Annotated in this window: 25 protein-coding genes and 1 pseudogene; 10 read left to right on the top strand and 16 right to left on the bottom strand. The window is 64.8% G+C overall.

Going from position 1 to position 26,993, the window contains the following annotated elements; translation table 11 throughout:
• Positions 1 to 4: 4 nt before the first annotated feature.
• Genes rsmD through NAO55_RS12220 form a run of 3 tightly spaced genes read right to left on the bottom strand, consistent with a single transcriptional unit; the run spans position 5 to position 3,484 of the window.
• Positions 5 to 607 carry a 16S rRNA (guanine(966)-N(2))-methyltransferase RsmD gene (gene rsmD, locus NAO55_RS12210; protein WP_102838924.1) on the bottom strand — a complete coding sequence of 201 codons (603 nt, stop codon included), beginning with the start codon at positions 605 to 607 and terminating at the stop codon, positions 5 to 7.
• Entirely contained in the window at positions 607 to 2,139 is a 1,533-nt protein-coding gene (locus tag NAO55_RS12215; protein ID WP_102838923.1) for a M16 family metallopeptidase, read from the bottom strand. The genes rsmD and NAO55_RS12215 overlap by 1 nt, the downstream gene beginning before the upstream one ends.
• Positions 2,132 to 3,484 carry a M16 family metallopeptidase gene (locus NAO55_RS12220; RefSeq protein ID WP_102838922.1) on the bottom strand — a complete coding sequence of 451 codons (1,353 nt, stop codon included), beginning with the start codon at positions 3,482 to 3,484 and terminating at the stop codon, positions 2,132 to 2,134. The genes NAO55_RS12215 and NAO55_RS12220 overlap by 8 nt, the downstream gene beginning before the upstream one ends.
• A gap of 227 nt (positions 3,485 to 3,711) precedes the next feature.
• Between NAO55_RS12220 and ftsY the strand changes: the two genes are divergently transcribed.
• The 4 genes from ftsY to rpoH all read left to right on the top strand — a co-directional run bounded on the left by ftsY (position 3,712) and on the right by rpoH (position 7,636).
• A complete protein-coding gene (gene ftsY, locus NAO55_RS12225; RefSeq protein ID WP_102838921.1) occupies positions 3,712 to 4,986 on the top strand; it encodes a signal recognition particle-docking protein FtsY in 1,275 nt (424 codons plus the stop codon).
• Complete coding sequence (ftsE, locus tag NAO55_RS12230; protein ID WP_045665759.1) at positions 4,983 to 5,654, top strand: cell division ATP-binding protein FtsE; 672 nt, start codon at positions 4,983 to 4,985, stop codon at positions 5,652 to 5,654. The genes ftsY and ftsE overlap by 4 nt, the downstream gene beginning before the upstream one ends.
• Positions 5,651 to 6,670: a permease-like cell division protein FtsX gene (gene ftsX, locus NAO55_RS12235; RefSeq protein WP_102838920.1), complete on the top strand. Its 1,020-nt coding sequence runs from the start codon at positions 5,651 to 5,653 to the stop codon at positions 6,668 to 6,670. The genes ftsE and ftsX overlap by 4 nt, the downstream gene beginning before the upstream one ends.
• Before the next feature lie 111 nt (positions 6,671 to 6,781).
• Positions 6,782 to 7,636, top strand: a complete 855-nt coding sequence (rpoH, locus tag NAO55_RS12240) for an RNA polymerase sigma factor RpoH (RefSeq protein ID WP_003297176.1) — start codon at positions 6,782 to 6,784, stop codon at positions 7,634 to 7,636.
• Positions 7,637 to 7,717: 81 nt separating this feature from the next.
• On the opposite strand, the gene NAO55_RS12245 is transcribed toward rpoH, so the two are convergent.
• The 3 genes from NAO55_RS12245 to mtgA form a co-directional block, all read right to left on the bottom strand.
• Positions 7,718 to 10,288: a hybrid sensor histidine kinase/response regulator gene (locus NAO55_RS12245; protein ID WP_102839658.1), complete on the bottom strand. Its 2,571-nt coding sequence runs from the start codon at positions 10,286 to 10,288 to the stop codon at positions 7,718 to 7,720.
• Between the two features lie 187 nt (positions 10,289 to 10,475).
• Positions 10,476 to 12,404 (bottom strand): phosphodiesterase DibA, encoded by a 1,929-nt coding sequence (gene dibA, locus NAO55_RS12250; RefSeq protein ID WP_102838919.1) that lies wholly within the window; start codon positions 12,402 to 12,404, stop codon positions 10,476 to 10,478.
• A gap of 124 nt (positions 12,405 to 12,528) precedes the next feature.
• Entirely contained in the window at positions 12,529 to 13,257 is a 729-nt protein-coding gene (gene mtgA / locus NAO55_RS12255) for a monofunctional biosynthetic peptidoglycan transglycosylase (RefSeq protein WP_102838918.1), read from the bottom strand.
• A 67-nt stretch (positions 13,258 to 13,324) separates the two neighbouring features.
• Between mtgA and NAO55_RS12260 the strand changes: the two genes are divergently transcribed.
• The 5 genes from NAO55_RS12260 to NAO55_RS12280 all read left to right on the top strand — a co-directional run bounded on the left by NAO55_RS12260 (position 13,325) and on the right by NAO55_RS12280 (position 17,199).
• The gene (locus tag NAO55_RS12260; RefSeq protein WP_102838917.1) at positions 13,325 to 13,699 is read left to right on the top strand and encodes a DUF423 domain-containing protein; all 375 of its coding nucleotides are present in this window, start codon (positions 13,325 to 13,327) and stop codon (positions 13,697 to 13,699) included.
• 87 nt (positions 13,700 to 13,786) lie between these two features.
• Positions 13,787 to 13,987 (top strand): sulfur carrier protein ThiS, encoded by a 201-nt coding sequence (thiS, locus tag NAO55_RS12265; RefSeq protein WP_102839657.1) that lies wholly within the window; start codon positions 13,787 to 13,789, stop codon positions 13,985 to 13,987.
• A gap of 77 nt (positions 13,988 to 14,064) precedes the next feature.
• Positions 14,065 to 14,859: a thiazole synthase gene (locus tag NAO55_RS12270; RefSeq protein WP_102838916.1), complete on the top strand. Its 795-nt coding sequence runs from the start codon at positions 14,065 to 14,067 to the stop codon at positions 14,857 to 14,859.
• Between the two features lie 64 nt (positions 14,860 to 14,923).
• Positions 14,924 to 15,640 carry a tRNA (guanosine(46)-N7)-methyltransferase TrmB gene (gene trmB, locus NAO55_RS12275; protein WP_102838915.1) on the top strand — a complete coding sequence of 239 codons (717 nt, stop codon included), beginning with the start codon at positions 14,924 to 14,926 and terminating at the stop codon, positions 15,638 to 15,640.
• A gap of 221 nt (positions 15,641 to 15,861) precedes the next feature.
• The gene (locus NAO55_RS12280) at positions 15,862 to 17,199 is read left to right on the top strand and encodes a DUF1329 domain-containing protein (RefSeq protein WP_102838914.1); all 1,338 of its coding nucleotides are present in this window, start codon (positions 15,862 to 15,864) and stop codon (positions 17,197 to 17,199) included.
• Positions 17,200 to 17,239: 40 nt separating this feature from the next.
• Here NAO55_RS12280 and arcC read toward each other — a convergent pair whose 3' ends face one another.
• The 4 genes and pseudogenes from arcC to arcD all read right to left on the bottom strand — a co-directional run bounded on the left by arcC (position 17,240) and on the right by arcD (position 22,043).
• Positions 17,240 to 18,169 (bottom strand): carbamate kinase, encoded by a 930-nt coding sequence (gene arcC / locus NAO55_RS12285; protein ID WP_102838913.1) that lies wholly within the window; start codon positions 18,167 to 18,169, stop codon positions 17,240 to 17,242.
• Between the two features lie 40 nt (positions 18,170 to 18,209).
• The gene (locus tag NAO55_RS12290) at positions 18,210 to 19,220 is read right to left on the bottom strand and encodes an ornithine carbamoyltransferase (RefSeq protein WP_102838912.1); all 1,011 of its coding nucleotides are present in this window, start codon (positions 19,218 to 19,220) and stop codon (positions 18,210 to 18,212) included.
• 49 nt (positions 19,221 to 19,269) lie between these two features.
• Positions 19,270 to 20,526 carry an arginine deiminase gene (gene arcA, locus NAO55_RS12295; RefSeq protein WP_102838911.1) on the bottom strand — a complete coding sequence of 419 codons (1,257 nt, stop codon included), beginning with the start codon at positions 20,524 to 20,526 and terminating at the stop codon, positions 19,270 to 19,272.
• Between the two features lie 90 nt (positions 20,527 to 20,616).
• Positions 20,617 to 22,043: pseudogene (arcD, locus tag NAO55_RS12300) on the bottom strand (arginine-ornithine antiporter).
• Between the two features lie 189 nt (positions 22,044 to 22,232).
• Here arcD and NAO55_RS12305 point away from each other — a divergent pair.
• Positions 22,233 to 22,595: a DUF5064 family protein gene (locus NAO55_RS12305; RefSeq protein ID WP_256070196.1), complete on the top strand. Its 363-nt coding sequence runs from the start codon at positions 22,233 to 22,235 to the stop codon at positions 22,593 to 22,595.
• A gap of 6 nt (positions 22,596 to 22,601) precedes the next feature.
• Here NAO55_RS12305 and NAO55_RS12310 read toward each other — a convergent pair whose 3' ends face one another.
• From NAO55_RS12310 to metX, 6 genes are read right to left on the bottom strand one after another with little or no spacing between them, the layout of a single operon-like run.
• Positions 22,602 to 22,925, bottom strand: coding sequence for a DUF3392 domain-containing protein (locus tag NAO55_RS12310; RefSeq protein ID WP_003303164.1), 324 nt, complete (start codon positions 22,923 to 22,925; stop codon positions 22,602 to 22,604).
• Positions 22,926 to 22,934: 9 nt separating this feature from the next.
• On the bottom strand, positions 22,935 to 24,113 hold the full coding sequence (hemW, locus tag NAO55_RS12315) for a radical SAM family heme chaperone HemW (protein ID WP_102838909.1): 1,179 nt from the start codon (positions 24,111 to 24,113) through the stop codon (positions 22,935 to 22,937).
• Positions 24,110 to 24,703, bottom strand: a complete 594-nt coding sequence (gene rdgB / locus NAO55_RS12320; protein WP_102838908.1) for an RdgB/HAM1 family non-canonical purine NTP pyrophosphatase — start codon at positions 24,701 to 24,703, stop codon at positions 24,110 to 24,112. Before rdgB ends, hemW begins: the two co-directional genes overlap by 4 nt.
• Complete coding sequence (locus tag NAO55_RS12325; RefSeq protein ID WP_102838907.1) at positions 24,700 to 25,122, bottom strand: DUF4426 domain-containing protein; 423 nt, start codon at positions 25,120 to 25,122, stop codon at positions 24,700 to 24,702. Before NAO55_RS12325 ends, rdgB begins: the two co-directional genes overlap by 4 nt.
• 25 nt (positions 25,123 to 25,147) lie before the next feature.
• Complete coding sequence (gene metW, locus NAO55_RS12330; protein WP_102838906.1) at positions 25,148 to 25,747, bottom strand: methionine biosynthesis protein MetW; 600 nt, start codon at positions 25,745 to 25,747, stop codon at positions 25,148 to 25,150.
• 9 nt (positions 25,748 to 25,756) lie between these two features.
• Positions 25,757 to 26,896, bottom strand: a complete 1,140-nt coding sequence (gene metX / locus NAO55_RS12335; RefSeq protein ID WP_063540684.1) for a homoserine O-succinyltransferase MetX — start codon at positions 26,894 to 26,896, stop codon at positions 25,757 to 25,759.
• Positions 26,897 to 26,993 lie beyond the last annotated feature (97 nt).

Raw genomic sequence — 26,993 nt, forward strand, 5'->3', positions numbered from 1 at the left:
GACTTCAAGCGGTGGGTGCGTGGCGCTCCCAGAGTGCGTAGTGCACCTTGCCGGCCTGCTTCTCCCGATGCAGTCGCCAGTTCCCCGGCAGGCCGAGGCTGGACGGCAGCGCCTCGCTTTCGGTGTAGACCCAGGCGTGTTCGGCCAGCCAACCCTTGTTCTCCAGCAGCTCGCAGGCCGGTTGCAACAGATTCTTGTTGAACGGCGGGTCGAGGAATACTAGGTCGAAGGCGGTCGGCGTCTGAGTTTCCAGATAGCGCAGGGCATCGCTCTGCAGCAGTTGGCCGTGGCCGCAGTTGAGCGTGTCCAGGTGCTTGCGCAGGCTGGCGATGGCATTGGCGTTCACGTCCAGCGCCAGGGCCATGCTGGCGCCGCGCGACAGGGCTTCCAGATAGATCGCGCCGCTGCCGGTGAACGGATCGAGCACCCGTGCGCCAAACAGGTAGGGTGCCAGCCAGTTGAACAGGGTTTCGCGCACCCGGTCCGGCGTAGGGCGCAGGCCTTCGGCATCGGGGAAGCTGAAGCGGCGCGAGCGCCACTCGCCGCCGATGATGCGCAGCTGGCCCTGGCCGCCGTGGGCGTTGGGGCGAATGGGTGGATTGGCCATCAGTGCTCCGGAACGCCGCTGGGCTGTTCGGCTGGTTTATCGGTGGGCGGCGGCAGCGGCTGCTGCTCGACGTTGGGGCCGGCGGTGACGATGACGAAGGCATCGGCCTGCAGATGCTTGTTCATCGCGGCTTTGACCTGTTCGACCGTCAGCGCCTGCACCTCTCCCATGAAATCCTCCAGGTAGGTCAGCGGCAGGTCGTAGAAGCCGATGCTGCCGAGCTGACCGACGATGTCGGCATTGCTTGCGGTAGACAGCGGGAAGCTGCCGGCGATCTCGCGCTTGCTGCGCTCCAGCTCGGCCTCGGTCGGCCCTTCGGCGAGGTAGTCGCGGACCAGCTGCTGCACCAGCTCCAGCGCGCCATCGGTGAGTTCGGCGCGGGTCTGCATGCTGATCATGAACGGCCCTTCGGCGCGCATCGGGCTGAAGCCGGAGTAGATGCCATAGGTCAGGCCGCGCTTTTCGCGCACCTCTTCCATCAGTCGCGTGCCGAAGCCGCCGCCGCCGAGGATCTGGTTGCCCAGATACAGCGCCGCATAGTCCGGATGGCCGCGAGGGATACCGAGCTGGGCCAGCATCAGGTGGCTCTGGTTGGAGGGGAAGTCGATGTGGTGCTTGCCGGCTGCGGGCGGTTGGGGCGACGGCGTGGTTGGCAGCGCCGGGCCTTCCGGCAGCGCGGCGGAGACCTCGGCGGCGAGCGCTTCGGCTTCCTCGCGGGAAAGGTCACCGACCAGTGCGATCACCGCATTGCCTGCAGCATAGGCGCGGGCGTGGAAGTCGCGCAGCTGCTCGACGCTGATCGCCGGAATCGACTCGGGCGTGCCTTCGCTGGGATGGGCGTAGGGGTGATCGCCATAGAGTTGCTCGAACAGCTCCAGGCTGGCCAGCTTGCCGGGGTTCTGCTTCTGGAATTCGAAGCCGGCCAGCAGCTGGTTCTTGATCCGTTGCAGCGAGTCCTCGGGGAACGTCGGCTGACCGATGACCTGGTTGAACAGCGCCAGAGCCGGCTCACGCTTGTCCGGTGCGCTCAGGCTGCGCAGGCTGACCACCGCCATGTCGCGGTAGGAACCGTTGCCGAAATCCGCACCGAGGCCTTCGAAACCACGGGCGATGGCGCTGACGTCCTTGCCCGCGACGCCCTCGTTGAGCATGGCATTGGTCAGCAGCGCCAGGCCGGGTATGTCGCCGTCCTGGCTGCTGCCGGCGGAGAAGGTCAGGCGCAGGTCGAACATCGGCAGCTCACGGGCTTCGACGAACAGTACCTTGGCGCCTTCGGCGGTCTGCCAGCTCTGGATGTCCAGCTTGCGACGGGCCAGCGGCTGGTCGCTCAGCTCGCTGAGCGATTCCAGGCGCGGCTTTTCCGGCGCCGCGGTCGTCACGGCAGGCTGGGTCGCTTCGCGGGCGACATCCTGCTCCGCCGGCTGGCCGGGCTGCGGCAGGGCGGTGGAGCCTTCGTCGCAGCCCGCCAGGCCGAAGCTGGCCGCCAGCAGCAGGCCAAGCAGGCCGTTGCGCAGGGCTTTGCAATCACTCATCACGGGCTTCCTCGGGCAGAACATGGGCGACGCTCAGGCGGGAGCGGGTGAAGTAGGTGCGGGCGGCCTGCTGGATGTCCTCGGGCGTGACCGCTTCCAGCGCGCTCAGCTCCTCGTCCATCAGGCGCCAGGAAAGCCCGACGGTTTCCAGCTTGCCGATGGTGGTGGCCTGCTGGGTGATGGAATCGCGCTCGTAGACCAGGCCGGCGATGACCTGGGCACGCACGCGCTCGAGTTCGTCCGCCGAGGGAGGCGTCTCCTTGAGCGCGTCCAGCTGCCGCCAGAGCCCGGCTTCGACTTCTTCCAGGGTGCGGCCCTTCTGCAAGTTCGGCGCGGCGCTCAAGACGAACAGGCTGTCGCCACGGGCATAGGCGTCGTACCAGGCCGAGGCGCTGGTCACCAGTTCCTCTCCGCGCTCCAGCCGTTCCGGCAGGCGCGCGCTGTAGCCGCCGTCGAGCAGGGCGGAGATCAACCGCAGGGCATGCACCTGGCGAGCGTTCTCCTCGGTCGCCAGGCTCGGTGCATTGAAGGCCATGAGCAGCGTCGGCAGCTGGGTCTTCACGTGCAGCTGGAGGCGGCGCTCGCCCGGTTCGTCCAGCTCAAGCGGCCGCTTGGCCGCCGGCACCTCGCGTTTCTCGATGCCGCCGAAGAAGCGTTCGGCCAGCCCGCGGACCTCGTCGACGGTCACGTCGCCGACCACCACCACGGTGGCGTTGTTCGGTGCGTACCACTGCTCGTACCAGGCACGCAGCTCGTCGGCCTGCATGCGGTTGAGATCGGCCATCCAGCCGATGGTCGGGTTGCGGTAGCCGCTGGCGGGATAGGTGATGGTCTTGAAGCGCTCGTAGGCCAGCGAGCTGGGCTTGTCGTCGGTGCGCAGGCGGCGTTCTTCCTTGATCACTTCGATCTCGCGGGCGAACTCCTCGGGCGGCAGCCTGAGGCTGGCCAGGCGGTCGGCTTCGAGTTCGAACGCAACGGCCAGGCGGTCGCGTGCCAGAACCTGGTAATAGGCCGTGTAGTCGTCGCTGGTGAAGGCATTTTCCTCGGCGCCCAGCTCACGCAGGATGCGCGAGGCTTCGCCGGCATCGAGCTTGCGGCTGCCCTTGAACATCATGTGTTCGAGCGCGTGGGAGAGGCCGGTCTGGCCGGCTGTCTCGTAGCTGGAGCCAACCTTGTACCAGAGCTGGGAAACCACCACCGGCGCACGATGATCCTCGCGCACGATCACCTTCAGGCCGTTGTCGAGGAAGAACTCGTGGGTGGGCTGGCTGTCTGCTGCTGCCAGCAGGGGCAGATAGAAGGCTCCGAGCAGCAGGGCGGCGGCGCGGCGTAACATCAGAGGCATAGTCGGGACTCGTCCAGGTTGGTGCCCGCCACGGCAGATGGCAGGACGGCGACACGGCAGCCATGGTAATGGCCCGCGCGGGTCAGGCAAAGCGGGGTATCCGCACAGTCTGCTCGGCCGCAGTGCCCACGCTTAGCGCACCTGCCTGGCGAGGTGCTAGGATAGGGCCCATTTTTAGGCCGGAAGCCAGGCTGCCGGCGTTTCGCATCCTTGAGAATACCTTCTCCATGTTTGGTTCCAACGACGACAAGAAGACGCCGGCCGAGCCCGGTGAAAAGAAAGGCCTGTTCGGCTGGCTGCGCAAGAAGCCGCAGCCCGCGCCGGCAGAGCAGCCCGCCGCCGAACAGCCGGACAGCGAATCGGTCGAGCAGACCGGGGCGCCTGTCGAATCGCCTGTCGCTACACCTCAGGAAGAGCAGCCGGCGCGCGTGGTCGAGGCCGATATGCAGCCGGCTGAGGTCATAGAGCCGGTGCTGCTGCACCCTGAACCTGAACCCGAACCCGAACCCGAACCCGAACCGGAGCCGGTACCTGCCCCGGTCGTGGCGACCGCGCCGGAGGCCCCAACCAAGCTCGGCTTCTTCGCTCGCCTGCGCCAGGGGCTGTCGAAAACCAGCGCCAGCATTGGCGAAGGTATGGCCAGCCTGTTCCTCGGCAAGAAGGCCATCGACGACGATCTGCTCGACGAATTGGAAACCCGCCTGCTCACCGCCGACGTCGGCGTCGAGGCGACCACCGCGATCATGCAGAATCTCACCCGGCGCGTCTCGCGCAAGGAGTTGGCCGACAGCGGCGCGCTCTACACCGCGCTGCAGGAAGAGCTTGTTGGCCTGCTCAAGCCGGTCGAGCAGCCGCTGGCGATCGATGCTGGCAAGCGCCCGTATGTGATCCTGGTGGTCGGCGTGAACGGCGTCGGCAAGACCACCACCATCGGCAAGCTGGCCAAGAAGCTGCAGCTCGACGGCAAGAAGGTCATGCTCGCCGCCGGCGACACCTTCCGCGCCGCGGCGGTGGAGCAGCTGCAGGTGTGGGGCGAGCGCAACGGCATTCCGGTGGTCGCCCAGCACACCGGTGCCGATTCCGCCTCGGTGATCTTCGATGCCGTGCAGGCGGCCAAGGCGCGTGGCATCGACGTGCTGATCGCCGACACCGCGGGCCGACTGCATACCAAGGACAACCTGATGGAAGAGCTGAAGAAAGTCCGTCGGGTGATGGGCAAACTCGACGAGTCGGCTCCCCACGAGGTCCTGCTGGTACTCGACGCCGGCACTGGCCAGAACGCCATCAACCAGACCAAGCAGTTCAATCAGGCGGTCGAGCTGACCGGGCTGGCACTGACCAAGCTCGACGGCACCGCCAAGGGCGGCGTGATCTTCGCGCTGGCCAAGCAGTTCGGCACGCCGATCCGCTACATCGGCGTGGGTGAAGGCATCGACGATCTGCGCACCTTCGAGGCTGATGCCTTCGTCAAGGCGCTGTTCTCCCAGCGGGAAGACGCATGATCCGTTTCGAACAGGTCGGCAAACGCTACCCCAACGGCCACGTCGGGTTGCACGAGCTGTCCTTCCAGGTCAGGCGTGGCGAGTTCCTCTTCGTCACCGGCCATTCCGGTGCCGGCAAGAGCACGCTGCTGCGCCTGCTCTTAGCGATGGAGCGGCCCACCAGTGGCAAGCTGCTGCTGGCCGGGCAGGACCTGTCGCGCATCACCAATGCGCAGATTCCTTTCCTGCGCCGGCAGATCGGCGTGGTGTTCCAGAACCATCAGCTGCTGTTCGATCGCACCGTATTCGACAACGTCGCCCTGCCGCTGCAGATTCTCGGGCTGAACAAGCGCGAGATCGGTCAGCGGGTGATGACTGCGCTGGAGCGCGTCAGCCTCAAGGACAAGGCGCTGCAGTATCCGGCGGACCTGTCCACCGGCCAGCAGCAGCGTGTCGGCATCGCCCGCGCCGTCGTGCATCGGCCGGCTCTGCTTCTGGCCGATGAACCGACCGGCAACCTCGACCCGCGACTCGCTGCGGAGATCATGGGCGTGTTCGAAGACATCAATCGCCTGGGGACCACCGTGCTGATCGCCAGCCACGATCTGGCGCTGATCGCGCGGATGCGCCATCGCATGCTGACCCTGCAACGTGGTCGCCTGATCGGCGACGGGGAGGCCAGCCGATGAGCAGCGAACGCAATCCCAAGACCAACCCGAGCACGGCTGAGCGCGTCGGCGGTTCGGTGAAGAAGCCGGAGCAGCCACGCGGTGACGAGCCGGACTTCAAGACGCTGTTCCACGCCTGGCTGGAAAGTCACCGCGCCAGCCTGGTGGACAGCGTCGGACGCCTGATCAAGCAGCCGATCGGCAGCTTCTTCACCTGCCTGGTGATGGCCGTGGCGTTGAGCCTGCCCATGGGCCTGGCGCTGCTGCTGGACAACGTCGAGCGACTCGGTGGCTCCTGGCAGCGCGCCGCGCAGATCTCGCTGTTCATGGACCTCGAGGTGGATAGCGCCGCCGGTGAGCGCCTGCGTGACGAGGTTGCGGCCATGCCCGATGTGGCAGCGGCGGACTGGGTCAGTCGCGAGCAGGCGCTGGACGAGTTCCAGCAGCTCTCCGGGCTTGGCGAAGCGCTCAAGGAATTGCCGGAGAATCCGCTGCCCGGCGTGATCATCGTGACACCCGAAGAGGTGGACAAGGACAAGCTCGAAGCGCTGCGCCAGCAGCTGGCCGAGTTGCCGGGCGTGCAGCTGGCGCAGCTGGATCTGCTCTGGGTCGAGCGGCTGACCGCCATCCTCAAGCTCGGAGACCGTTTCGTCTTTGGCCTGACATTGCTGCTGGTGGCGACGTTGCTGCTGGTGATTGGCAACACCATTCGCCTGCACATCGAGAACCGCCGCACCGAGATCGAGGTGGTCAAGCTGGTGGGCGGCACCGATGGTTACGTCCGCCGTCCGTTCCTCTACATGGGTGCCATCTATGGCCTGGGTGCCGGCCTGATCGCCTGGCTGCTGCTGGTCTACGGTCTGGGCTGGCTAAATGAAGCCGTGGTCAACCTGGCGGGCCTCTACGGCAGCGATTTCGGCCTGGGGGGCGTTCCGGCCGGCGATGCGTTATCGCTGGTGATCGGTGCGGTGCTGCTCGGCTACATTGGTGCCTGGCTGGCTGTCGCAAGGCATCTGAGCGAACTCGCTCCGCGTTAAAGTTTCGTTTAAAAACAATGACTTGATTGTTGTATCAGGGAACTTTTCCACAGGCTTGCAGTCTCATGCGGCAATGCTAAACTGCTGCAGCTTCGTCATTGGAGGTACTGCATGACAACTACTCTGCAACCTGTTCAAGCGCTAGTCCCGGGAGCGAATCTCGAGGCCTACGTGCAGACCGTGAACAGCCTCCCGCTGCTCACCGTCGAGCAGGAGCGCGAGCTGGCCGGGCGCCTCTTCTATCATCAGGATCTCGAAGCGGCTCGGCAGATGGTGCTGGCGCACCTGCGTTTCGTCGTTCACATCGCCCGCAGCTATTCCGGCTACGGGCTGGCCCAGGCCGACCTGATCCAGGAAGGCAATGTCGGCCTGATGAAGGCGGTCAAGCGTTTCAATCCGGAAATGGGTGTGCGGTTGGTGTCCTTCGCCGTGCACTGGATTCGCGCCGAAATCCACGAGTTCATCCTGCGCAACTGGCGCATCGTCAAGGTCGCTACCACCAAGGCGCAGCGCAAGCTGTTCTTCAACCTGCGCAGCCAGAAGAAGCGTCTGGCCTGGCTGAACAATGATGAAGTCACCGCCGTGGCCGACAGCCTGGGCGTCGAGCCGCACGAAGTGCGCGAGATGGAAAGCCGCCTGACCGGTCATGACATGGCCTTCGACCCGGCCGCCGATGCCGACGACGACAGCGCCTACCAGTCGCCTGCACATTACCTGGAAGATCATCGCTACGATCCGGCGCGTCAGCTGGAAGATGCCGACTGGAGTGACAGCTCCACCTCCAGCCTGCACGCCGCGCTTGAGGGGCTGGACGAGCGCAGTCGGGACATTCTCCAGCAGCGCTGGCTGAACGAGGACAAGGCGACCCTGCACGACCTGGCGGCCAAGTACAACGTGTCGGCCGAGCGCATTCGTCAGCTGGAAAAGAATGCGATGAACAAGCTGAAGGGCTCGATCCAGGCCTGACGCCCCTTAGCAGGAACGAATCGCGGGATGCCGATGGCACCCGCGATTTTTTTTGCCGAACGTCCGGCTCGCAGGCGTTAGTTATCGCTGTTCGTCGCCCTGATGAAGCGTGTTTCGTCGCGCCTGGTCTATCGCCGCCAGCAGCTGCGCATTGGTGATCGGCTTGTGCAGCCAGACGATCCGGTCAGGGAATTTCGCCTCGTCGAACTGGTGCGCTGCGGAGATCACGACGATTGGCAATTCGTGTATGGCCGGCCGTGCGCGCAGTTCGTCAATCAACTGTGCCCCGCTGCCATCGGGTAGGTGCAGGTCCAGCGTCATGGCCTCGTAGCACCCGGTGGCGAGTTTCTCCCGTGCCTGGTGCAGGCTCTGCACGCGATCCACTGCGTATCCTCCTTCGCGCAGCATCATGTGCAGCAGGCGCCCGGTATCCGGCTCGTCTTCGACGACCAGTATCCGCGGCAGGCCTTCCCGGTTGTCTGCCTCGCTTGTCGGCGTCTGGATCGGCAGCTCGCACCAGAAGGTGGTGCCAGCGCCGGGCTGGCAATCGAAGCCGACTGTGCCGCCCATGCGCTCGATGAGCTCCTTGGTGATCGCCAGGCCCAGGCCGGTGCCCGACTTCTGCCGGCTGTCAGAGGCATCGGCTTGGGCGAACTTCTCGAATACCCGTGAGCGGAAGGCGTCCGGTATGCCCGGCCCCTGATCGGTCACGCTGATGCGTACCCGCGCGCCGCGAAGGCTGGTGTGCAGGCGGATCTCTCCGCCTTCGGGAGTGAACTTCACGGCATTGGAAAGAAAATTGCCGAGCACCTGTTGCAGGCGCAGGCTGTCGACCCAAACCAGGACGTCCTGTGGATGGTGCAGCGTGCAGCGCACGCCATGCTGGCCGCACAGCAGCTGATTGCTTGAAAGCGATTCCTCCAGCAGCTTGCCAAGTGAATGCTCGCGCAGTTCAAAGGCCATCTTGCCAGCAGCGATCTTCTCCATGTCCAGCAGGTCGTTGATCAGATGACCCAGGCGCAGGCTGTTGCGGTAGGCGATCTCTAGCATCTGCTGCATGGCTGGCGGCGCCGCACCGAGCGCGCCGCCGACGATCAGGCCGAGCGCACCGCTGATGGAGGTCAAGGGCGTGCGCAGTTCATGGCTCACGGTCGAGACGAAGTCATTCTTCATCTGCTCGATGCGCTTGCGCTCGGTCAGGTCCATCAGGGTACCGCTGATGCGCTGGGCCATTCCTTGCGGGTCGCGCTGGATATAGCCACGCAGCAGAACGGGTACGACATGGCCGTGCTTGTGTTGCAGGCGCAGTTCGCTCGTAAAGTGATCGAGATTGGACAGCATGGTTTGCGCCAGCTTGGCTTTCTGCTGCGCCAGATCCTCGGGTACGGTCAGGCGTTCCCATAGCTTGAGGTCGCAAGACAACTCGTCCGGGCGGTAGCCGAGCATTTCCCAGGCGCGTGGCGAGGCATACATGCTGCCTGCTTCCAGATCGAGATCCCAGAGGCCATCGTTGCTGCCCTTGAGCGCCAGCGAGAGCCGCTCCTCGCTCACCTTCAGGTCATTCTTGCTTTGGCGGATGCGCTGGGTCATCTCTTCCGCCAAGGCCTGGATGCGGCTATGGCGCAGGGCAAGCGAGGAGGTGAGGAAGAACACCAGCAGGCTCAGGCCGAGGCCCAGGGCGAGCATCAGGCTTTCGTTGCCATGGAAGCGCCCGTCGAACTCCGGCCGGCTGTCCATGCGCAGGGTCCAGGTCTGGCCGTACAGGTGCAGCTGCTGCAATCGGCTATAGCGAGCGTCGCCGGGCTGTGGCGCATCGGACGAGGCATAGAGCAGTTGCTCTGGGTCTTCGTCGTCGCTGGCGTAGATATGCAGCGCCAGCGGCAGGTCGGCGGCGCGCAGGATGCCCTGCATCAGATCATCGAGGCGATAGGGGCTGTAGACGAAGCCGATAAGCGCCTGCATGCGCTGCGCGGGTGTGTCGGTCGGCTCGCCTTGCCGGTATACCGGCACGTAAAGCAGTACGCCGGCCTGGACCTTGCCGTGAGTCTCCTGCATCAGCGTCACCTTCGCCGTGATGCTGGTCTCGCCCAGGCGCGCAGCCCGCAGCATGGCCCGGCGGCGGGTCGGCTCGGAGTACATGTCGAAGCCGAAAGCGGCCAGGTTGCGCCCGACGAAGGGCTCGAGAAAAACGATCGAGGTATAGAGGTCGCGCTCACCAGGCGGATGGATGTCGTACTCCGGGAAGCCTTCGGCTCGAATCCGTGCGATATGCGCGTCCCGCTCGTCCGGCGTGATGGCCTGGCTGAAGCCCACGCCCTGGATGCCCGGATAGCGGTCTGGCAGCAGCAGGCGCTGAACATACAGACGCCATTGCGCACGGCTGACGTGGTCGACGGCGTCGAACAGGCCGGCGCCCCCGAGGAGAATCTGCTCGTGGTCGCGTAGCCGCTTGCGGATGGCTTCGGTGACTTTCTCGCTGAGTAGCTGGAACTGCTGTTCGGCCGCCCGGTCCTCGTTGGCGCGCAGGTTCTGCCAGGCCGCCAGCTGCACCAGCAGGGTGAACAACAGCATCGCCCAGGCGATACCGTTCTGCCGGGTGAACAACTGTCGCAGGGCCTGGAACTGGCTGGCGGGTTGGGCTGGGTCGCTCATCATCTTCGCTGCGGTGCGCATGCCTGAATCGATTTGGATGCCCCGCGGGCCAGAAGTTGCGTCAGCCCGCCGGTAGCCGGTCGGTTCAGTATGCCGCAAGTGCTGCGGCGGAAACTGGAATGGATCGGCGACTCGGGGAACTCGGCCAGCTTACCTTCCGTAGTGGCCTTTTGATATATGCATCCGCTCAGGCGCGCGACGAGTGGCAGCACTGCCCGTAGTCGAGTGCTGTCGGACTCCACTCGATCGCTTCGGGCGGTAGTGGTCGGGCGAAGCCGTAGCCTTGCCCGTAATCGCAATTTTGTTCGAGCAGGAAGGCTGCCTGTTCGGTGGTTTCGATGCCCTCGGCCACCACTTTCAGGCCGAGGTTGTGCGCCAGGCCGATGACGGAGCGGGTAATGGCGGCGTCATCATGGTCGTTCGGCAGCCCGCGAACGAACCCTTGATCGATCTTGAGCTTGTGTACGTTCATCCGCTTGAGCCGCTGCAATGACGAGTAGCCGGTGCCGAAATCATCGATCGCCAGCTGCACCCCGAGTGCACGCAGGCGCTGCAGTAGCTGGACGGCGGCATCCGGGTCCTGCATCACTGCGCTTTCGGTGATCTCCAGTTCGAGATGGCGCGCGTCGAGTCCGGATCTGGCGAGGATCGTGGCGACCTGCAGATCGAGTTCGCCGTTACCGAACAGCCTGCTGGAAATATTCACGGCGATGAAGCCGAGCGGCCGATTCTGGGCCAGCCACTCCTGCGCCTGGTGGCAAGCCTGCTCCAGTACCCAGCGGTCGATGGCGCTGATCAAGCCGGTTTCTTCGGCGATGGGAATGAAAATGCCCGGTGCGATCAGCCCTTTCTCCGGATGCAGCCAGCGTACCAGCGCCTCGAAGCCGGTGATGGTGCCGTGGCGCAGATCGTAGGTCGGTTGGTAATGCAAACGCAGCTGGCCCTGCTCCAACGCCTGGCGCAGCGCGGTGACCAGTTCGACGCGCTGACGGGCCTGACTGGTCAATTCCTGGGAATAGAAGGCGTAGGTGGAGCGGCCGCTGCTCTTGGCCTTGAACAGCGCCGAGTCGGCATTGCGCATCAGTTGCTCGACGTTCTGTACGTCGGTAGGGTACGGGTAGAGCACGATGCCAATGCTGGCACTGCTGAACAGCTCGCGGTCGCCCAGGTGATAAGGCTCGTTCAGCCGATCCAGCAGGCGCAACGCCAGAGCGGTCGCCTTTTCCGCGCCGTGGTCCTCGCAGAGCAGGGCAAACTCATCGCCGCCCAGCCGGCCGAGGGTCATGCCGTTCTCCAGTTGTTCGCTCAGGCGGGCGCTGACGGCCTGGAGCAGGGCGTCACCCAGGCTGTGCCCGAGGCTTTCGTTGATGTCCTTGAAGTGGTCCAGGTCGATCAGCAGCAACGCGCCGCTGCGTTTGTTCGCCCGGGCGCGCTCCAGGTCCTGCTTGGCACGCTCGGTGAACAGCAGGCGATTCGGCAGATTGACCAGCGGGTCATAGTGAGCGAGCTGGTCGAGTTCTTCGCGTGAACGCTTCAGCGCCGAGAGATCGGAAAATACCGCGACATAATGGCTGAGCTGGTCCTGATCGTCGTAGATGCAGCGCAGATTCTGCCACTGTGGATAGACGTCGCCGTTCTTGCGCCGATTCCAGATCTCGCCGCTCCAGGACCCGTGCTCGCGCAGTGCATGCCACATCTCCTGATAGAAGGCCGCATCATGCTTGCCGGAAGCGAACAGTTTCGGCGTCTGGCCGAGCACTTCGTCCGTGCTGTAGCCGGTGATGCGGCTGAATGCCGGGTTGACGTGCACGATGTGCTGATGCGGATCGGTGACCAGCACGCCTTCCTGGGTGCTGTCGAAGACCGCAGCGGCCTGCTTCAGACTGGTCTTCTGCAGATGCTGGGCGCGCTGCTGCTCATCGAAGCGACGGACGTGCCGGCGACCGAGCACGAACAGCAGGGCGCTGGTGAGCGTCACGAACAGGGCGCCCTTGCCCATCTGCCAGGCCTGGCCGTCACCGCTCACCAGTTGGCCGAGCAGGGTGTCGCCGAGAAGGATCCACAGCATCGCCAGGCAGAAGTAGCCCAGGCTCAGCCGGACGAGAGAGGTGTTCATCGTTGCTCTTGGGTCCGATCGAATACTGCACAGTCAAACCCCATCGCACCATGGCGAGCGGGCGCTAGGTCATCAGGCACCGGTAGTGCTGCGTCCTGCTGCGCCGGTCGTGCTGCATGCCGGCTCACAGCCAGCTCGGCCACCATTCCGGGTGGTTCGGTTTGATTCGCTGCAAGTAATGGCTGCCACCGAGCTGGCGCATCTGCTGTCGAATCCAGGCCGCGCGATTGTTCACATAGCGGCTCGGTTTACCAGCGCTCCATTGTCGCGGGTTGGGCAGCACCGCGGCCAGCAGGCTGGCCTGGTGGGCCGACAGATAGGGCGCACCGGTACCGAAGTGATGCTGCGCCGCCGCCTCGGCACCGAAGATTCCGTCGGCCCATTCCACGCTGTTGAGGTACACCTCGAGAATGCGCTGCTTGGGCCACAGCAGCTCGATCAGCGCAGTGAACCAGGCCTCCAGTCCCTTGCGTGGCCAGCTGCGGCCGGACCAGAGGAAAAGGTTCTTCGCCACCTGCTGACTCAATGTGCTGGCACCGCGCAGTGAACCACCGCGTTCATTGTGGCTGAGGGCGGCGCGAATTGCAGCGATGTCGAAGCCCCAGTGGTCGGCGAACTTCTGGTCCTCGGCGGCGATCACTGCCATCTTCAGGTCGTCTGGCAGCTCTTTCCAGGGCCGCCACTTGCGGGTCAGGTCGATAGCTTCGCCTGTGTTCCAGGACTCGATCTTGCGCTCGATCATCAAAGCGGTGAACGGCGGTGGCACCCAGCGAAACAGCAGTACCAGCAGCACCGAAAGGGCGATCAGCCAGAGCAGCAGTTTGGACAGGCGCAGCAGCAGGTTTCGCAACATGGCACGTGGTCGTGGGCGAAAAGAGCGGGCATTATAGCGGCCGCTCAGGCCATCGACCGGAAAAGCAATGATTCGTAGCTATCTCGTGCTTGCCGCCCTGTTCGGTTTGACCGGCGTCGCCCTCGGCGCCTTCGCCTCCCACGGCTTGCGCAGCCAACTGAGCGCCGCCCATCTCGCGGTATTCCAGACCGGCGTGCAGTATCAGCTGATCCATGCCCTGGCGCTGCTCGGCGTCGCGCTGCTCGCGCTACAACGCCCCGGCCGCCTGCTGACTGTGGCAGGCGGCTTGTTCGTCGTCGGTATCCTGCTGTTCTCCGGCAGCCTCTATCTGCTCACGCTGACCGGGGTCGGCAAGCTCGGCATGATCACGCCCATAGGCGGCACCGCCTTTCTCGCCGGCTGGCTGTGTCTGGCCCTGGCGGGCTGGCGCATCCGCGGCTGAGCGGGACGAACGGCCGCGGGGTGCGCCTTGGTGCACCGGGTGGTTCGGGCTAGAATGCCGTCCCCTTTCGCAATGGCAGCGAACAGCATGCAGATTCAACTCAACGGCGAACCCTACGAGCTGCCAGCCGGCCAGACGGTGGCCGACCTGCTGGCGCGCCTGGAACTGACCGGTCGCCGCCTGGCCGTCGAGCTCAATCGCGATATCGTGCCGCGCAGCGCGCACGCCAACACCGCGCTCAGCGAAGGTGACCAGGTCGAAGTGGTGCACGCCATCGGCGGCGGTTAACCGCACCCGCTCATCCGAATGACGCCGCCTCTGCGGCGCCCACAGCCCGCAGCAACACGTCCGAACGAGGATTTCCCATGCGCCCAGTTCCGAACGACAAGCCTTTCATCCTGGCCGGTCGCACCTATCAATCGCGCCTGCTGGTCGGCACCGGCAAGTACAAGGACCTCGAAGAGACGCGTGCGGCCATCGAGGCCTCGGGTGCCGAGATCGTCACCGTCGCGGTGCGCCGCACCAACATCGGCCAGAATCCGGGCGAGCCGAACCTGCTCGACGTGATCAGCCCCGAGCGCTACACCATCCTGCCGAACACCGCCGGCTGTTTTACCGCCGAGGACGCGGTACGTACCTGCCGCCTGGCACGTGAACTGCTCGATGGCCACAAGCTGGTCAAGCTGGAAGTACTGGCCGATCAGAAGACCCTGTTCCCCAACGTGATCGAGACCCTAAAGGCCGCCGAAGTGCTGATCAAGGACGGCTTCGACGTCATGGTCTACACCAGTGACGACCCGATCATTGCTCGCCAGCTGGCCGAAATGGGCTGCATCGCGGTGATGCCGCTGGCCGGCCTGATCGGCACCGGCCTGGGCATCTGCAACCCGTACAACCTGCGCATCATCCTCGAGGAAGCGACCGTGCCCGTGCTGGTCGACGCCGGTGTCGGCACCGCTTCGGATGCCACCATCGCCATGGAGTTGGGCTGCGAAGCGGTGCTGATGAACAGCGCCATCGCCCATGCGCAGAATCCGGTGCTGATGGCCGAGGCGATGAAATACGCCATCGAGGCCGGGCGCCTGGCGTACCTGGCCGGGCGCATGCCGAAGAAGCTCTACGCCAGCGCCTCGTCGCCGCTGGATGGGCTGATTCGCTGAAACGATTCGTGGCCGGCCTCGACCGTGGTCGGGGCCGGCCTTTTTTATGTCTTGCAGGTAGACCATGACTGAGCAGAACCCCGCGGCCGAAGAGCAACAGAGCGCGCCTCGCCGCACCATCAAGAGTTTCGTCATGCGCGCCGGGCGCATGACCGAAGGCCAGCAGCGCGGCCTGGAGCAGGGCTGGCCACTGTTCGGTCTTGAGCTGGCGGATGGTCTGCGCGACTTCGACGCCGTCTTTGGCCGCAGTGCGCCGCGCACCTTCGAGATCGGCTTCGGCATGGGTCATTCGACCCTGGAGATGGCCGCTGCGGCGCCGGAGCAGGACTTCATCGGCGTCGAAGTGCATAAACCGGGCGTCGGCGCGTTGCTGAGCGGACTTGTGTCACAGAAATTGAGCAACGTCCGGGTCTACAGTTGCGACGCTCTGGAGGTGCTACGCGATTGCGTACCCGACGCCAGCCTCGACCGCGTGCTGCTGTTCTTTCCAGACCCCTGGCACAAGAGCCGTCATCACAAGCGTCGCATCGTTCAGCCGGCCTTCGCCGAGCTGGTACGCAGCAAGCTGAAGATCGGCGGCGTGCTGCACATGGCCACCGACTGGGAGCCCTACGCCGAACACATGCTCGAGGTGATGAGCGTCGCCCCGGGCTACCGCAATCTGGCCGAGGATGGCCGCTATGTGCCGCGACCCGCTGAGCGGCCGGTGACCAAGTTCGAACGCCGTGGTGAGCGGCTCGGGCATGGCGTCTGGGACTTGAAATTCCAGCGCGTCGACTGAGTGACAGCGTAATAACGGCAGCCTGTGCTGCTGCCGCCGTACCGCCCGCGGGCGGTGCCAGGCCAGCCACGCTGGCCGCATCCAATCGAAGAGCCGCAACAGCGGCCAGGGACGAATGCCGGCCAGGAAGGCATGCCTGCCCACACCGATAACAATGCAACGCCGATGATCGGGCATGCCTGGCAGCGCCCTGACATTGTGCGCAATTGGGGGAGTAGACGATGTACGCGAAGATTGGAGCCTTGATGCTGGCCACCTGTGCCGCACTGCCGGTACAGGCCAAGGTCGACAGTACGCAGGCCGCCCGGCTCGGGCAGGACCTGACGCCGCTGGGTGCCGAGCGTTCGGCGAATGCGGCCGGCACCATTCCCGCCTGGACTGGAGGTGTCGCACCGCCAGCCGGCTATGAACGTGGCATGCACCACCCGGATCCCTTTGCCGCCGACGCGATGCTCTATCGGGTCGATGGCACTAACCTGGCCGAGCACAGCGAACAGCTATCCGCGGGCATGAAGGCGCTGCTCGAGCGCAATCCTGACTATTACCTGCGCGTGTTCCCGACCCGCCGCAGCGCAGCGGTACCGCAGCGCATTTACGACGCCACTCGCTTCAACGCCGTCAGCGCCGAACTGATCGCCAACGGCAACGGCATCCAGGGCGCGGCGGCCGGGATTCCCTTCCCGATTCCGCAAAGCGGTATCGAGGTCATCTGGAACCACATCCTGCATTACAAGGGTGACCAGAGCCACATGATCAACAACCAGGCAGTGGTGATCGGCGGCCGGGCCAACTACATCAAGCGCGATCGCCACGTGTACTACGTCTATAACCGCGAAGGCATGACCTACGCGGATCTGGACAATACCGTGCTGTACTACAAGTACCGCGTCACCGCGCCGGCCAAGCTCTCCGGCACGGCGCTGGTGGTGCAGGACCCGATTGATCAGGTGCTCACCACCCGCAAGGCCTGGCGCTACAGTGCGGACGACCGCCGTGTGCGTCGTCTGCCCTCGCTGGCCTACGATTCGTTGCAACCGGACACCAGCGGCCTGGCCACGGCTGATGTGGTCGATTCGTTCAATGGCGCACCGGATCGCTACGAGTGGGAGCTGCTCGGCAAGCGCGAAATGCTGGTGCCCTACAACAGCTACGCCCTGCACCAGAAGGGCATTGCCTACGACACCATCGTCCAGCCGCGCACGCTCAATCCCGACCTGCTGCGCTACGAGCTGCACCGCGTGTGGGTGGTGGATGCCACGCTGCGCAAGGGCTTCAGCCATCTCTACGACAAACGCCGCTTCTACATCGACGAGGACAGCTGGGCGATTCTGGCGGTCGATCTGTATGACGAGAACGGGCAACTGATCGGCCTGCAGGAAAGCCATCCGATCAGCTACTACGAGGTGCCGATGTTCAACAGCACGCTGGAGACGCTCTACCACCTCAAGGACGGCAACTACTTCGTCGATGGCCTGGATAACAACGAGCCGATGTACGACTTCGACGTGAAACTCGGCCCGCGTGACTTCTCGCCACAGGCGCTGCGTCGCGGCCATTGAGGTTCACCTGCTAAACGAAGGGCGCCGCTGGCGCCCTTTTTTATGCGTGGCGCAGGCCGGTTGCCGCCAGGCTGACGTGTGTGCCAGCTTCGCCGCGGACGATGGCCTCGATCTGTTCGAGCGAGCCGATCACCGCGACCTTGCCGGTATGACGGGCGAACTGACAGGCTGCCTCGACCTTTGGGCCCATGGACCCCGCGGCGAAGCCAAGGCGTTCCAGTTGCTCGGGATGGGCTTCGACGATCCGCCGCTGCTGCGCGGTGCCCCAATCCAGGTAGGCGCCGTCGACATCGGTCGCGATCACCAGCAGATCGGCGCCGAGCTGCTCGGCCAGCAGCGCCGAACACAGGTCCTTGTCGATCACCGCCTCAACCCCTTGTAGCCGCCCCTGCTGGTCGTAGACGGTCGGAATGCCACCGCCGCCGGCGCAGATCACCACGCAGCCCTTCTCCAGGAGCCAGCTGATCGGCCTGATCTCGAAGATCCGCTTCGGCCGCGGGCTGGGCACCACGCGGCGGAAATGGTCGCCGTCGGGCGCAATGCTCCAGCCCCGTTGTTCGGCCAGACGCTGTGCCTCTTCGCGGCTGTAGACCGGGCCAATCGGCTTGCTAGGCGCCTGGAAGGCCGGATCCTGCGGATCCACTTCGACCTGGGTCAGCAGCGTCGCGAAGGGCACCTCGAATGGCAGCACATTGCCCAGCTCCTGCTCGATGATGTAGCCGATCATGCCCTCGGTTTCGGCCCCCAAGACGTCCAACGGATAGCTGGGTACCTCCTTGTAGGCGGCCCCTTGCAGGGCCAGCAGCCCGACCTGCGGGCCGTTGCCGTGCGCCACCACCAGTTCGTTGCCCGGTGCGACCCGCGCGATCTGTGCGCAGGCGCGGCGGATGTTCTCTCGCTGATTCTCGGCGCTCAGCGGCTCCCCTCGGCGAAGCAGGGCATTGCCGCCCAGCGCGATGACGATGCGCATGTCGGTTCCTCCAGCGCGCCCGTCACGGACGCCGGTCACGTCAGATGTCGGCGAGGGTGGAGACCAGGATCGCCTTGATGGTGTGCATGCGGTTCTCCGCCTGCTCGAAGGCAATGCAGGCCGGGGATTCGAACACCTCCTCGGTGACCTCGATACCGTTGGCCAGGTGCGGATAGCGCGTGGCGATCTCCCTGCCGACCTTGGTCTCGCTGTTGTGGAACGCCGGCAGGCAGTGCATGAACTTCACCCGCGGATTGTTGCTCGCCTGCATCAGCGCCGCGTTCACCTGGTAGGGCAGCAGCTGCTGGATGCGCTCGGCCCAGGCGTCCATCGGCTCGCCCATCGAGACCCAGACGTCGGTGTGGATGAAGTCGACGCCCTGCACCGCCGCCTGCGTATCCTCGGTGAGCAGCAGGCGCGCACCGCTCTGCGCGGCGAATTCCTCGCAGGCCTTGACGTGCTGCTCGCTGGGCCAAAGGGCGCGCGGTGCGGCGATGCGGACGTCCATGCCCAGCTTGGCGCCGATCAGCAGCAGCGAGTTGCCCATGTTGTTGCGCGCATCGCCCACGTAGGCGTAGCTGATCTGGTGCAGTGGCTTGTCGCTGTGCTCGCGCATGGTCATGACGTCAGCGATCATCTGGGTCGGGTGGTACTCGTCGGTCAGGCCGTTGTAGACCGGCACGCCGGCGTACTGCGCCAGCTCCTCGACGATCTCCTGCCTGAACCCGCGGTACTCGATGGCGTCGTACAGCCGCCCGAGCACCCGAGCGGTGTCCTTCATGCTTTCCTTGTGGCCGATCTGCGAAGAGTTGGGGTCGATGTAGGTGACGTTGGCGCCCTGATCGTAGGCGGCCACCTCGAAGGCGCAGCGGGTTCGCGTGGAGGTCTTCTCGAAGATCAGCGCGATGTTCTTGCCCTTGAGGTGCTGGCGTTCGGTGCCGCTGTACTTGGCGCGCTTGAGGTCGCGAGAGAGGTCGAGCAGATACTGCAGCTCGCGCTCGCTGTGGTGCATCAGGCTGAGCAGGCTGCGGTTGTGGATGTTGAAGGCCATGGCGCGTCCTCCGCAATGTGGGGTTGCCGGGCAAACCCCGGCGCGGTGATCAGTAGTCGAGCGCGTCGCGCACGATCGGGCAGGTCATGCAGTGACCGCCGCCGCGGCCACGACCCAGTTCGCTGGAGCTGATGGTGATGACTTCGACGCCAGCCTTGCGTAGCAGCGTGTTGGTGAAGGTGTTGCGGTCGTAGCCGATGACCACGCCGGGTTCGAGGGCGACCACGTTGTTACCATCGTCCCACTGCTCGCGCTCCACCTCGTAGCTGTCGCCACCGGTTTCCACTACACGCAGAGCCGGCAGGCCGAGAGCTTCGGCTACCACCTGGAGGAAGCTGGCCTTTTCCCGGCGCAGATCGATGCCGCCGGGCTTGCTCTCGTCAGGGCGCAGACTGAAGGCGACGATGCTTTGCACCACTTCTGGGAAAACGGTCACCGGATCGCGATCGCAGAAGCTGAATACCGTATCCAGATGCATCGCCGAGCGCGCACGCGGCAGGCCGGCGACGATCACCCGCTCGGCCGCACCGTGGCGGAACAGCGACAGCGCCAGCTGGCCAATGGCCTGCCGTGAGCTGCGTTCGCCCATGCCGACCAGCACCACGCCTTTGCCGATCGGCATGACGTCGCCACCTTCGAGCGTGGCCAGGCCGTGGTCGAGCTCGGGATCGCCATACCAGACCTTGAAGTCCTGACCGGCGAACTGCGGATGGAAGCGGTAGATCGCGGCGGTGAGCTGGGTTTCCTGGCGGCGCGCGGTCCAGTGCATCGGGTTGAGCGACACGCCGCCGTAGATCCAGCAACTGGTGTCGCGGGTGAACAGGGTGTTGGGCAGCGGCGGCAGGATGAAGCTCGAGTGGCCCAGGTAGTCGCGGAACAGGCTGACGATCTCGCCGCTCTGGGTGCCGGGGATGTCACTGCCCGAAACACCGCCGATCAGGTACTCGGCAAGCTGCCGGGGTTGCTGTTCTTCGAGCCAGCTGCGCACCTCGTCCTGCAGGCCGATGCCGACCTGGTTGGCGGTGATCTTGCGGTCGAGAATCCACTTCAAGGCCTCTGGATTGCTCACCGTCTCGGTCAGCAGGTTGTGCATTTCCAGCACCTCGACGCCGCGCTCGCGCATCTTGGTGACGAAATCGAAATGGTCGCGCTTGGCCTGGTTGACCCAGAGCACGTCGTCGAACAGCAGCTCGTCGCAGTTGCTCGGCGTCAGGCGCTGGTGGGCCAGCCCGGGCGCGCAGACCATCACCTTGCGCAGCTTGCCAGCTTCGGAGTGAACACCCAGTTTCGCCGGTTGCTGAGTCATGGCATTGCCTCCGTCAATCGTTGCACCTGTGGGTGCAGAGTGGCTCGCCGCCGCTTGTGGCCTTGGCGAGAGGGCGCGTTGCTGCGCCGGTCAGAGGGACAGGAAACCGTCGTACAGACCATAGGCCGCGATCACCGCACCGACGAGCACGGCAGCGAAGATCAGCTTCTCGATGCCGCTGAATACCGGCTGTCCCAGTTCGCGCTTGGCCTTGGCGAAGAACAGTGCCCCCGGCGCATAGAGCAGCGCCGACAGCAGCAGGTACTGCATGCCACCGGCGTAGACCAGCCACACGGCATACAGCGTAGCGACGGCGGCGATCAGCGTGTCCTTGCGCCGTTCACCCGCGGCGTTCGCGTATCCCTCGCCGCGAACCCCGAGCAGCAATGCATAGGCCGCCGACCAGAAGTACGGCACCAAGATCATTGAGGTGGCGAGATAGAGCAGGCTGAGGTAGGTGGAGGCATTGAACAGGGTGATGATCAGGAACAGCTGGATCAGCCCGTTGGACAGCCACAGCGCGTTGACCGGAACGTGGCGGGCGTTTTCCTTGCGCAGGAAGCTCGGCATGGTGTGGTCACGGGCGGCGGCGAAGAGAATCTCGGCACACAGAAGGGTTCAGGACAACAGGGCACCGGCCAGCGAAACCACCAGGCCGACGCTGATCAGCACCGCGCCCCGGCGACCGACCACCTGCTCCAGCACGCCTGCCATGGAAGGGTTCTTCAGGCCCGCCAGCTCGGCCTGGCTCATGATGCCCATGGAGGGCACGTTAACCAGGACCAGCAGCGCGAGCACGCTGTAGAAACCGATGACCGTGGCGCGCCCGACATCGCTGCGGCGTTCGGCGCGGGCCGAGAACACGTTGGCGCCCTCGATGCCGATGAACACCCACACCGTCACCAGCATCATGTTGCGCACCTGCTGCATGACGCTGCCCAGCTCGAGGTTGCCGCGGCCCCAGAAGTCGGCGGTGAACACGTCCAGGCGGAAGGCCAGCGCGGTGATCACGATGAACAGGATCAACGGCACGATCTTGGCGATGGTGGTGACCAGATTGACGAACGCCGCCTCGCGGATACCGCGCAGGACGAGGAAATGCACGCCCCACAGCACCAGCGAGGCGCCGATCACCGCCGGCAGGGTGTTGCCCTCGCCGAACATCGGTACGAAGTAGCCGAGGGTGCTGAACAGCAACACGAAGTAGCTGACGTTGCCGATCCAGGCGCTGATCCAATAGCCCAGGCGGACGAGAAGCCCATGTAGTCGCCGAAACCGGCCTTGGCATAGGCGTACACGCCGGCGTCGAGTTCCGGCTTGCGGTTGGCCAGGCTCTGGAAGACGAACGCCAGGGTCAGCATGCCCACCGCGGCGATCGCCCAGCCGATCAGGATGGCGCCGGCGCTGGCACTGGCCGCCATGTTCTGCGGCAGGGAGAAGATTCCGCCGCCAATCATCGAACCCATCACCAGCGCCACCAGTGCGCTGAGCTTCAGTTGCTTTGAGGTCGTGGCCATAACCCTGTCTCCTGCGAAGACCGTGCGTAGCGGGACCATTGAATGCCTGCCCGTGCGATGCGGTGATGACAGGCGTCAAGAAAGTATGGATGTAGCGGTGCAAGGATGCTCTGGGCCGGTTGCGCTGCGACGAATGCGGCCAGCCTCGGTGTCAGTTATCGAGCGCTCAGGCGCGACGAGGGGGAAACGGTGTTCAGACCCGGACATGTGGAAATCAGCCGGCTGCCGACCGATGTGCGGCCCGGCTATCGCCTGACTCTTGACTATCACGTCGAAGGCGCCGAGCCGAGACCGGAGTGGGCCTGCTTTCATCTCTGCGTCGAAGCCGGTCAGCTGCATATCGACGAGCGCTTCCGGATGCATCGGGATGTCGCCTGCAACTTCCTGCAACGGGTAAGGCAGTGCCTGCGCGCGCATGGCGTACAGGTCAGGCAGGATATCCTGTTCGGCTTTCATGGCCTGTATGACCCGCTGTATGCGGATCTGCGCGAGCAGCTGCATCTGCAGCCCGGCGAGGCGGTCGATCTCGACCGCTTCCTGCGCGAGGGCTGAGCGGCGTTAATTGCGGTCGGCGATCACACCGATGAGGAAGAAGATCAGCAGCAGTACCGGCGCCAGGCTGTAGTTGTTCAGGTGCGCCAGGCCCTGGGTCATCCACGGCGTGAGAAAGACGATGGCCAGGCCATAGCCGACCGCGCAGACAAGCACGAAGATCAGCGTGCGGAAAAAGAAATTCAGGCTGCTGACCGCGCCCTTTACCCAGGTATTGATTGCCGGCCCGAACAGCACGAAGAGGGTCGCCATCAGTGCCAGGGAAATATCGGACAGGTGGCTGCGGCTCCAGCGCGACAGCGTGACGATCAGGTCGAGTAGCAAATCCATGCAGGGTCCTTAAGGCAGGAAGCTTTGTAGCAGGTCGTTGAGAAACAGCTGGCCCTTCGGCGTTGCCACCAGGCGTGCCGGATCAGCCGAGAGCAGGCCGCGCGCTTCGGCGTCGCGCCGTGGCTTGGCGAGCACATCCAGCGCCAGTCCGGTGCGCTGAGTGAACAGCATGGCCGGTACGCCGTCGGTGAGGCGCAGCACATTCATCAGGAATTCGAAGGGCAGCTCGTCCGCTGTCAACTGTTTTTCGCCTGCGCGGAAGGCCTTGCCCGGATCCAGATAGTCCTTCGGCAGGCGGGTCTTCCAGCTGCGCAGGATGCGGCCGTCGGCATGGCTGAGCTTGGCGTGGGCGCCGGCGCCGATGCCGAGGAAGTCGCCGAAGGTCCAGTAGTTCAGGTTGTGCCGCGCCTGTCCCCCGGGCTGGGCGTAGGCCGAGGTCTCGTACTGGCGATAGCCATGCTCGCCGAGCAGCGCCTGGCCGGCTTCCTGGATGTCCCAGAGGATGTCGTCTTCGGGCAGCTGCGGTGGCTGGCTCCAGAACACCGTGTTCGGCTCCAGCGTCAGCTGGTACCAGGACAGGTGCGTCGGTTGCTGGGCGATGGCGATGCGCAGGTCGCTCAACGCATCTTCCAGGCTCTGGTCCGGCAGACCGTGCATGAGGTCCAGGTTGAAATTGTCGAAGCCTGCGGCGCGGGCCATGTCGGCGGCGCGAATCGCTTCGTCGCCATCGTGGATGCGCCCCAGCGCCTTGAGCTTGTCGGCCTGGAAACTCTGCACGCCGATGGACAGCCGGTTGATGCCGAGCTGGCGGTAGTCGCGGAATTTGGCCTGCTCGAACGTCCCCGGATTGGCCTCCAGGGTGATCTCGATGTCCTCGGCAAAGCCGACCAGCCGCTCCAGCCCGTCGACGATCGCCGCCAGTGCCTTGGCGGAAAACAGGCTTGGCGTACCGCCGCCGAAGAAAATCGAACTTAGCCGGCGTTCCTGGACGTGCTCGAGATCCGCGCGAAGATCGGCCAGCAGCGCGGCGACATAGGCCTCTTCTGGCAGCTCAGGGCCGGCTGCGTGGGAGTTGAAGTCACAGTACGGGCACTTGCGCACGCACCAGGGAATATGGACGTACGCCGCCAGGGGCGGCAGTTCGAAGCGGCCCTGGCCGGATGCAGGCATGGGGCTTGCGGCGATCATATCCCCAGCCGCTGCTTGAGCAGGGCCATGGCGCGTGCGCGGTGGCTGAGCTGGTTCTTCTGCTCGGCGGGTAACTCGGCGCTGGAGCAGTCGCACTCCGGTACCCAGAACAGCGGGTCGTAGCCGAAGCCGTGCTCGCCGCGCGGCGCATGCAGGATGCGGCCATGCCAGAGGCCTTCGCAGATGATCGGCAGCGGATCGTCGGCGTGTCGCACCAGGGCCAGGGCGCAGACGAACTGCGCGCCGCGCTCGGCATCCGGCACGTCGCGCAGCACCTGCAGCAGCTTGGCATTGTTGGCTGCGTCGCCCTGGCCATCGGCGTAGCGCGCCGAGTAGATGCCCGGTGCGCCGCCCAGAGCGTCGACCGCCAAGCCGGAGTCATCGGCGAGCGCCGGCAGGCCGGAGATCCGTGCCGCATTGCGCGCCTTGAGAATGGCGTTCTCAATGAACGACAGGCCGGTCTCTTCCGGCTCCACGCGGCTGAACTCGGCCACCGAGCGTACGCGCACGGTGTCGCCGAGCATGGCCTGGAGTTCCTTGAGTTTGCCGGCATTGTGGCTGGCCAGCACCAGTTCGGAAAAAGGCATCATCGGTCGGGGAAGAATTCCTGGGTGAACTCGAAGCTGAACGGCTCGGCGCCGGTCGGCTGTACGGTGAGAGCGAAACGCAGGGTTTCCTGCGAGTCGAAGGGGAACTGCGCGAGGTAATAGATCGCCTCGTCGCCTTCCTTGAGTTGCTTGAAGCCCAGCGCGCGATCCTGTCCGAGCAGGTTCTTCACTACACCGCTGACCTGCGCCGCGACCGGCTTGCCGCCCTTGATCACCGAGACGTTGACCACGCCCTGGGTCTTGCTGCGCGTGAGTCCTGCGGCGGCGGCAATGTCCGGCTGCAGAAAGCCAGAATTGAAGGCGCTGTAGTGGATGTCGTATTCGCCGACGCTGTGCTTGCGCTCGGCCAGCGCCGGCAATGTGAGGAGTGCGGCCAACAGGCCGATCAGGACGCGTTTCATATGCTTACCTCCAGCGTTGAACCGCTCAGCGGGACGGCCCGGTGACGCGGTAGATGCCGATTTCACCCAGCAGATTCGGCCATAGTCGACTGGCCCAGCCATGCCTGTGATCGCGGTCGACGGCCAGGCGTTCGAGTACTCTGGCACCGCTTTCCAGACACAGCCTCTCGAAATCTTCGAACGTGCAGAAGTGAATGTTCGGCGTGTTGTACCAAGTGTAGGGGAGGAACTCCGACACCGGCATGCGGCCTTTGCTCGCAAGGTACCAGCGACAACGCCAATGGCCGAAGTTGGGGAAGGTGATGATGCACTGGCGGCCGACGCGCAGCATTTCCTTCAACAGCTGGTCGGGGTAATGCACGGCCTGCAGCGCCTGGGTCATCACCACCATGTCGAAGCTGTCGCTGGCGAAGTTGCCCAGACCCAGGTCGAGGTTCTGCTCGATGACGTTGACGCCCTTGTCGATGCAGGCGGCGATGTTGTCCGGGTCGATTTCCAGGCCATAGCCGCTGACCTGCTTGTGGTCACGCAGCCAGGCCAGCAGCTCGCCATTGCCGCAGCCGAGGTCGAGAACTCGGCTGCCGGCCGGAATCCAGTCTTGGATGATGTCCAGATCGGCGCGCATCTTCGTTCCTTATACGGCTATGCGGTTCATGTAACCGCGGAAGGCTTGCAGGTAGCGGGGGTTGGGAATCAGGAAGGCGTCGTGGCCCTGCGGCGCATCGATCTCCAGGTAGCAGACGTCCTTGCGCGCGGCGAGCAGCGCGTCGACGATTTCCCGCGAGCGTTCCGGCGAGAAGCGCCAGTCGGTGGTGAAGGACATCACACAGAAGCGTGCTTGGGCGACCTCGAAGGTCTTGGCCAGGTCGTCATCATTGGCTGCCGCCGGGTCGAAGTAGTCCAGCGCCTTGGTCATCAGCAGGTAGGTGTTGGCGTCGAAACGCCCGGAAAACTCCTCGCCCTGGTAGCGCAGGTAGCTTTCGACCTGGAACTCGACGCTGTTGAAGTCGTAGTTCAGCTTCTCGCTCTTCAGCCCGCGGCCGAACTTGGTGCCCATGGCGTCATCGGACAGGTAGGTGATGTGGCCGACCATGCGCGCCAGCATCAGCCCGCGCTTGGGGATCACGCCCATCTCCTGGAAGTGCCCGCCGTGGAACTCGGGGTCGGAGAGGATCGCCTGGCGCGCGACCTCGTTGAAGGCGATGTTCTGTGCCGACAGCCTGGGCGCCGAGGCGATGGCCAGGCAGTGACGCACCCGCTCGGGGTAGCTGATGGTCCACTGCAGCGCCTGCATGCCACCCAGGCTGCCGCCGACCACCGCAGCCCACTGGGTGATGCCGAGCCGGTCGGCAAGCAGTGCCTGGCTATGCACCCAGTCCTCCACCGTGACCACCGGGAAGTCGGCGCCGTAGGGCTTGCCACTGGCCGGATTGGTGCTGCTGGGACCGGTGGAGCCGTTGCAGCCGCCCAGATTGTTCAGGCTGACGACGAAGAAGCGCTCGGTATCGATGGCCTTGCCCGGACCGATGCACGAGTCCCACCAGCCAGGCTTGCGGTCGTCCACGCTGTGGTAGCCGGCCGCATGATGGTGGCCGGACAGCGCATGGCAGATCAGCACGGCATTGCTGCGCGCGGCGTTCAGCTCGCCGTAGGTTTCGTAGATCAGCTGGTAGTCGGCCAGCGTGCGGCCGCAGGCGAGTGTCAGTGGTTCGGCAAAATGCGCGACCTGCGGACTCACCAGGCCAACGGAATCGGCGGGAATTGCAGTGGGCATCGACCCTGGCTCTTGCTTGAGGAAGGCGGCAAAGTCTAAAGGTAAGCGCGGCGCAATTCATCCTGAAATGCAACAGCGAGCGGGGCTCTCGCCATTT

It is taken from the genome of Stutzerimonas frequens (genome assembly GCF_024448335.1).
GTDB classification, from domain to species: domain Bacteria; phylum Pseudomonadota; class Gammaproteobacteria; order Pseudomonadales; family Pseudomonadaceae; genus Stutzerimonas; species Stutzerimonas frequens.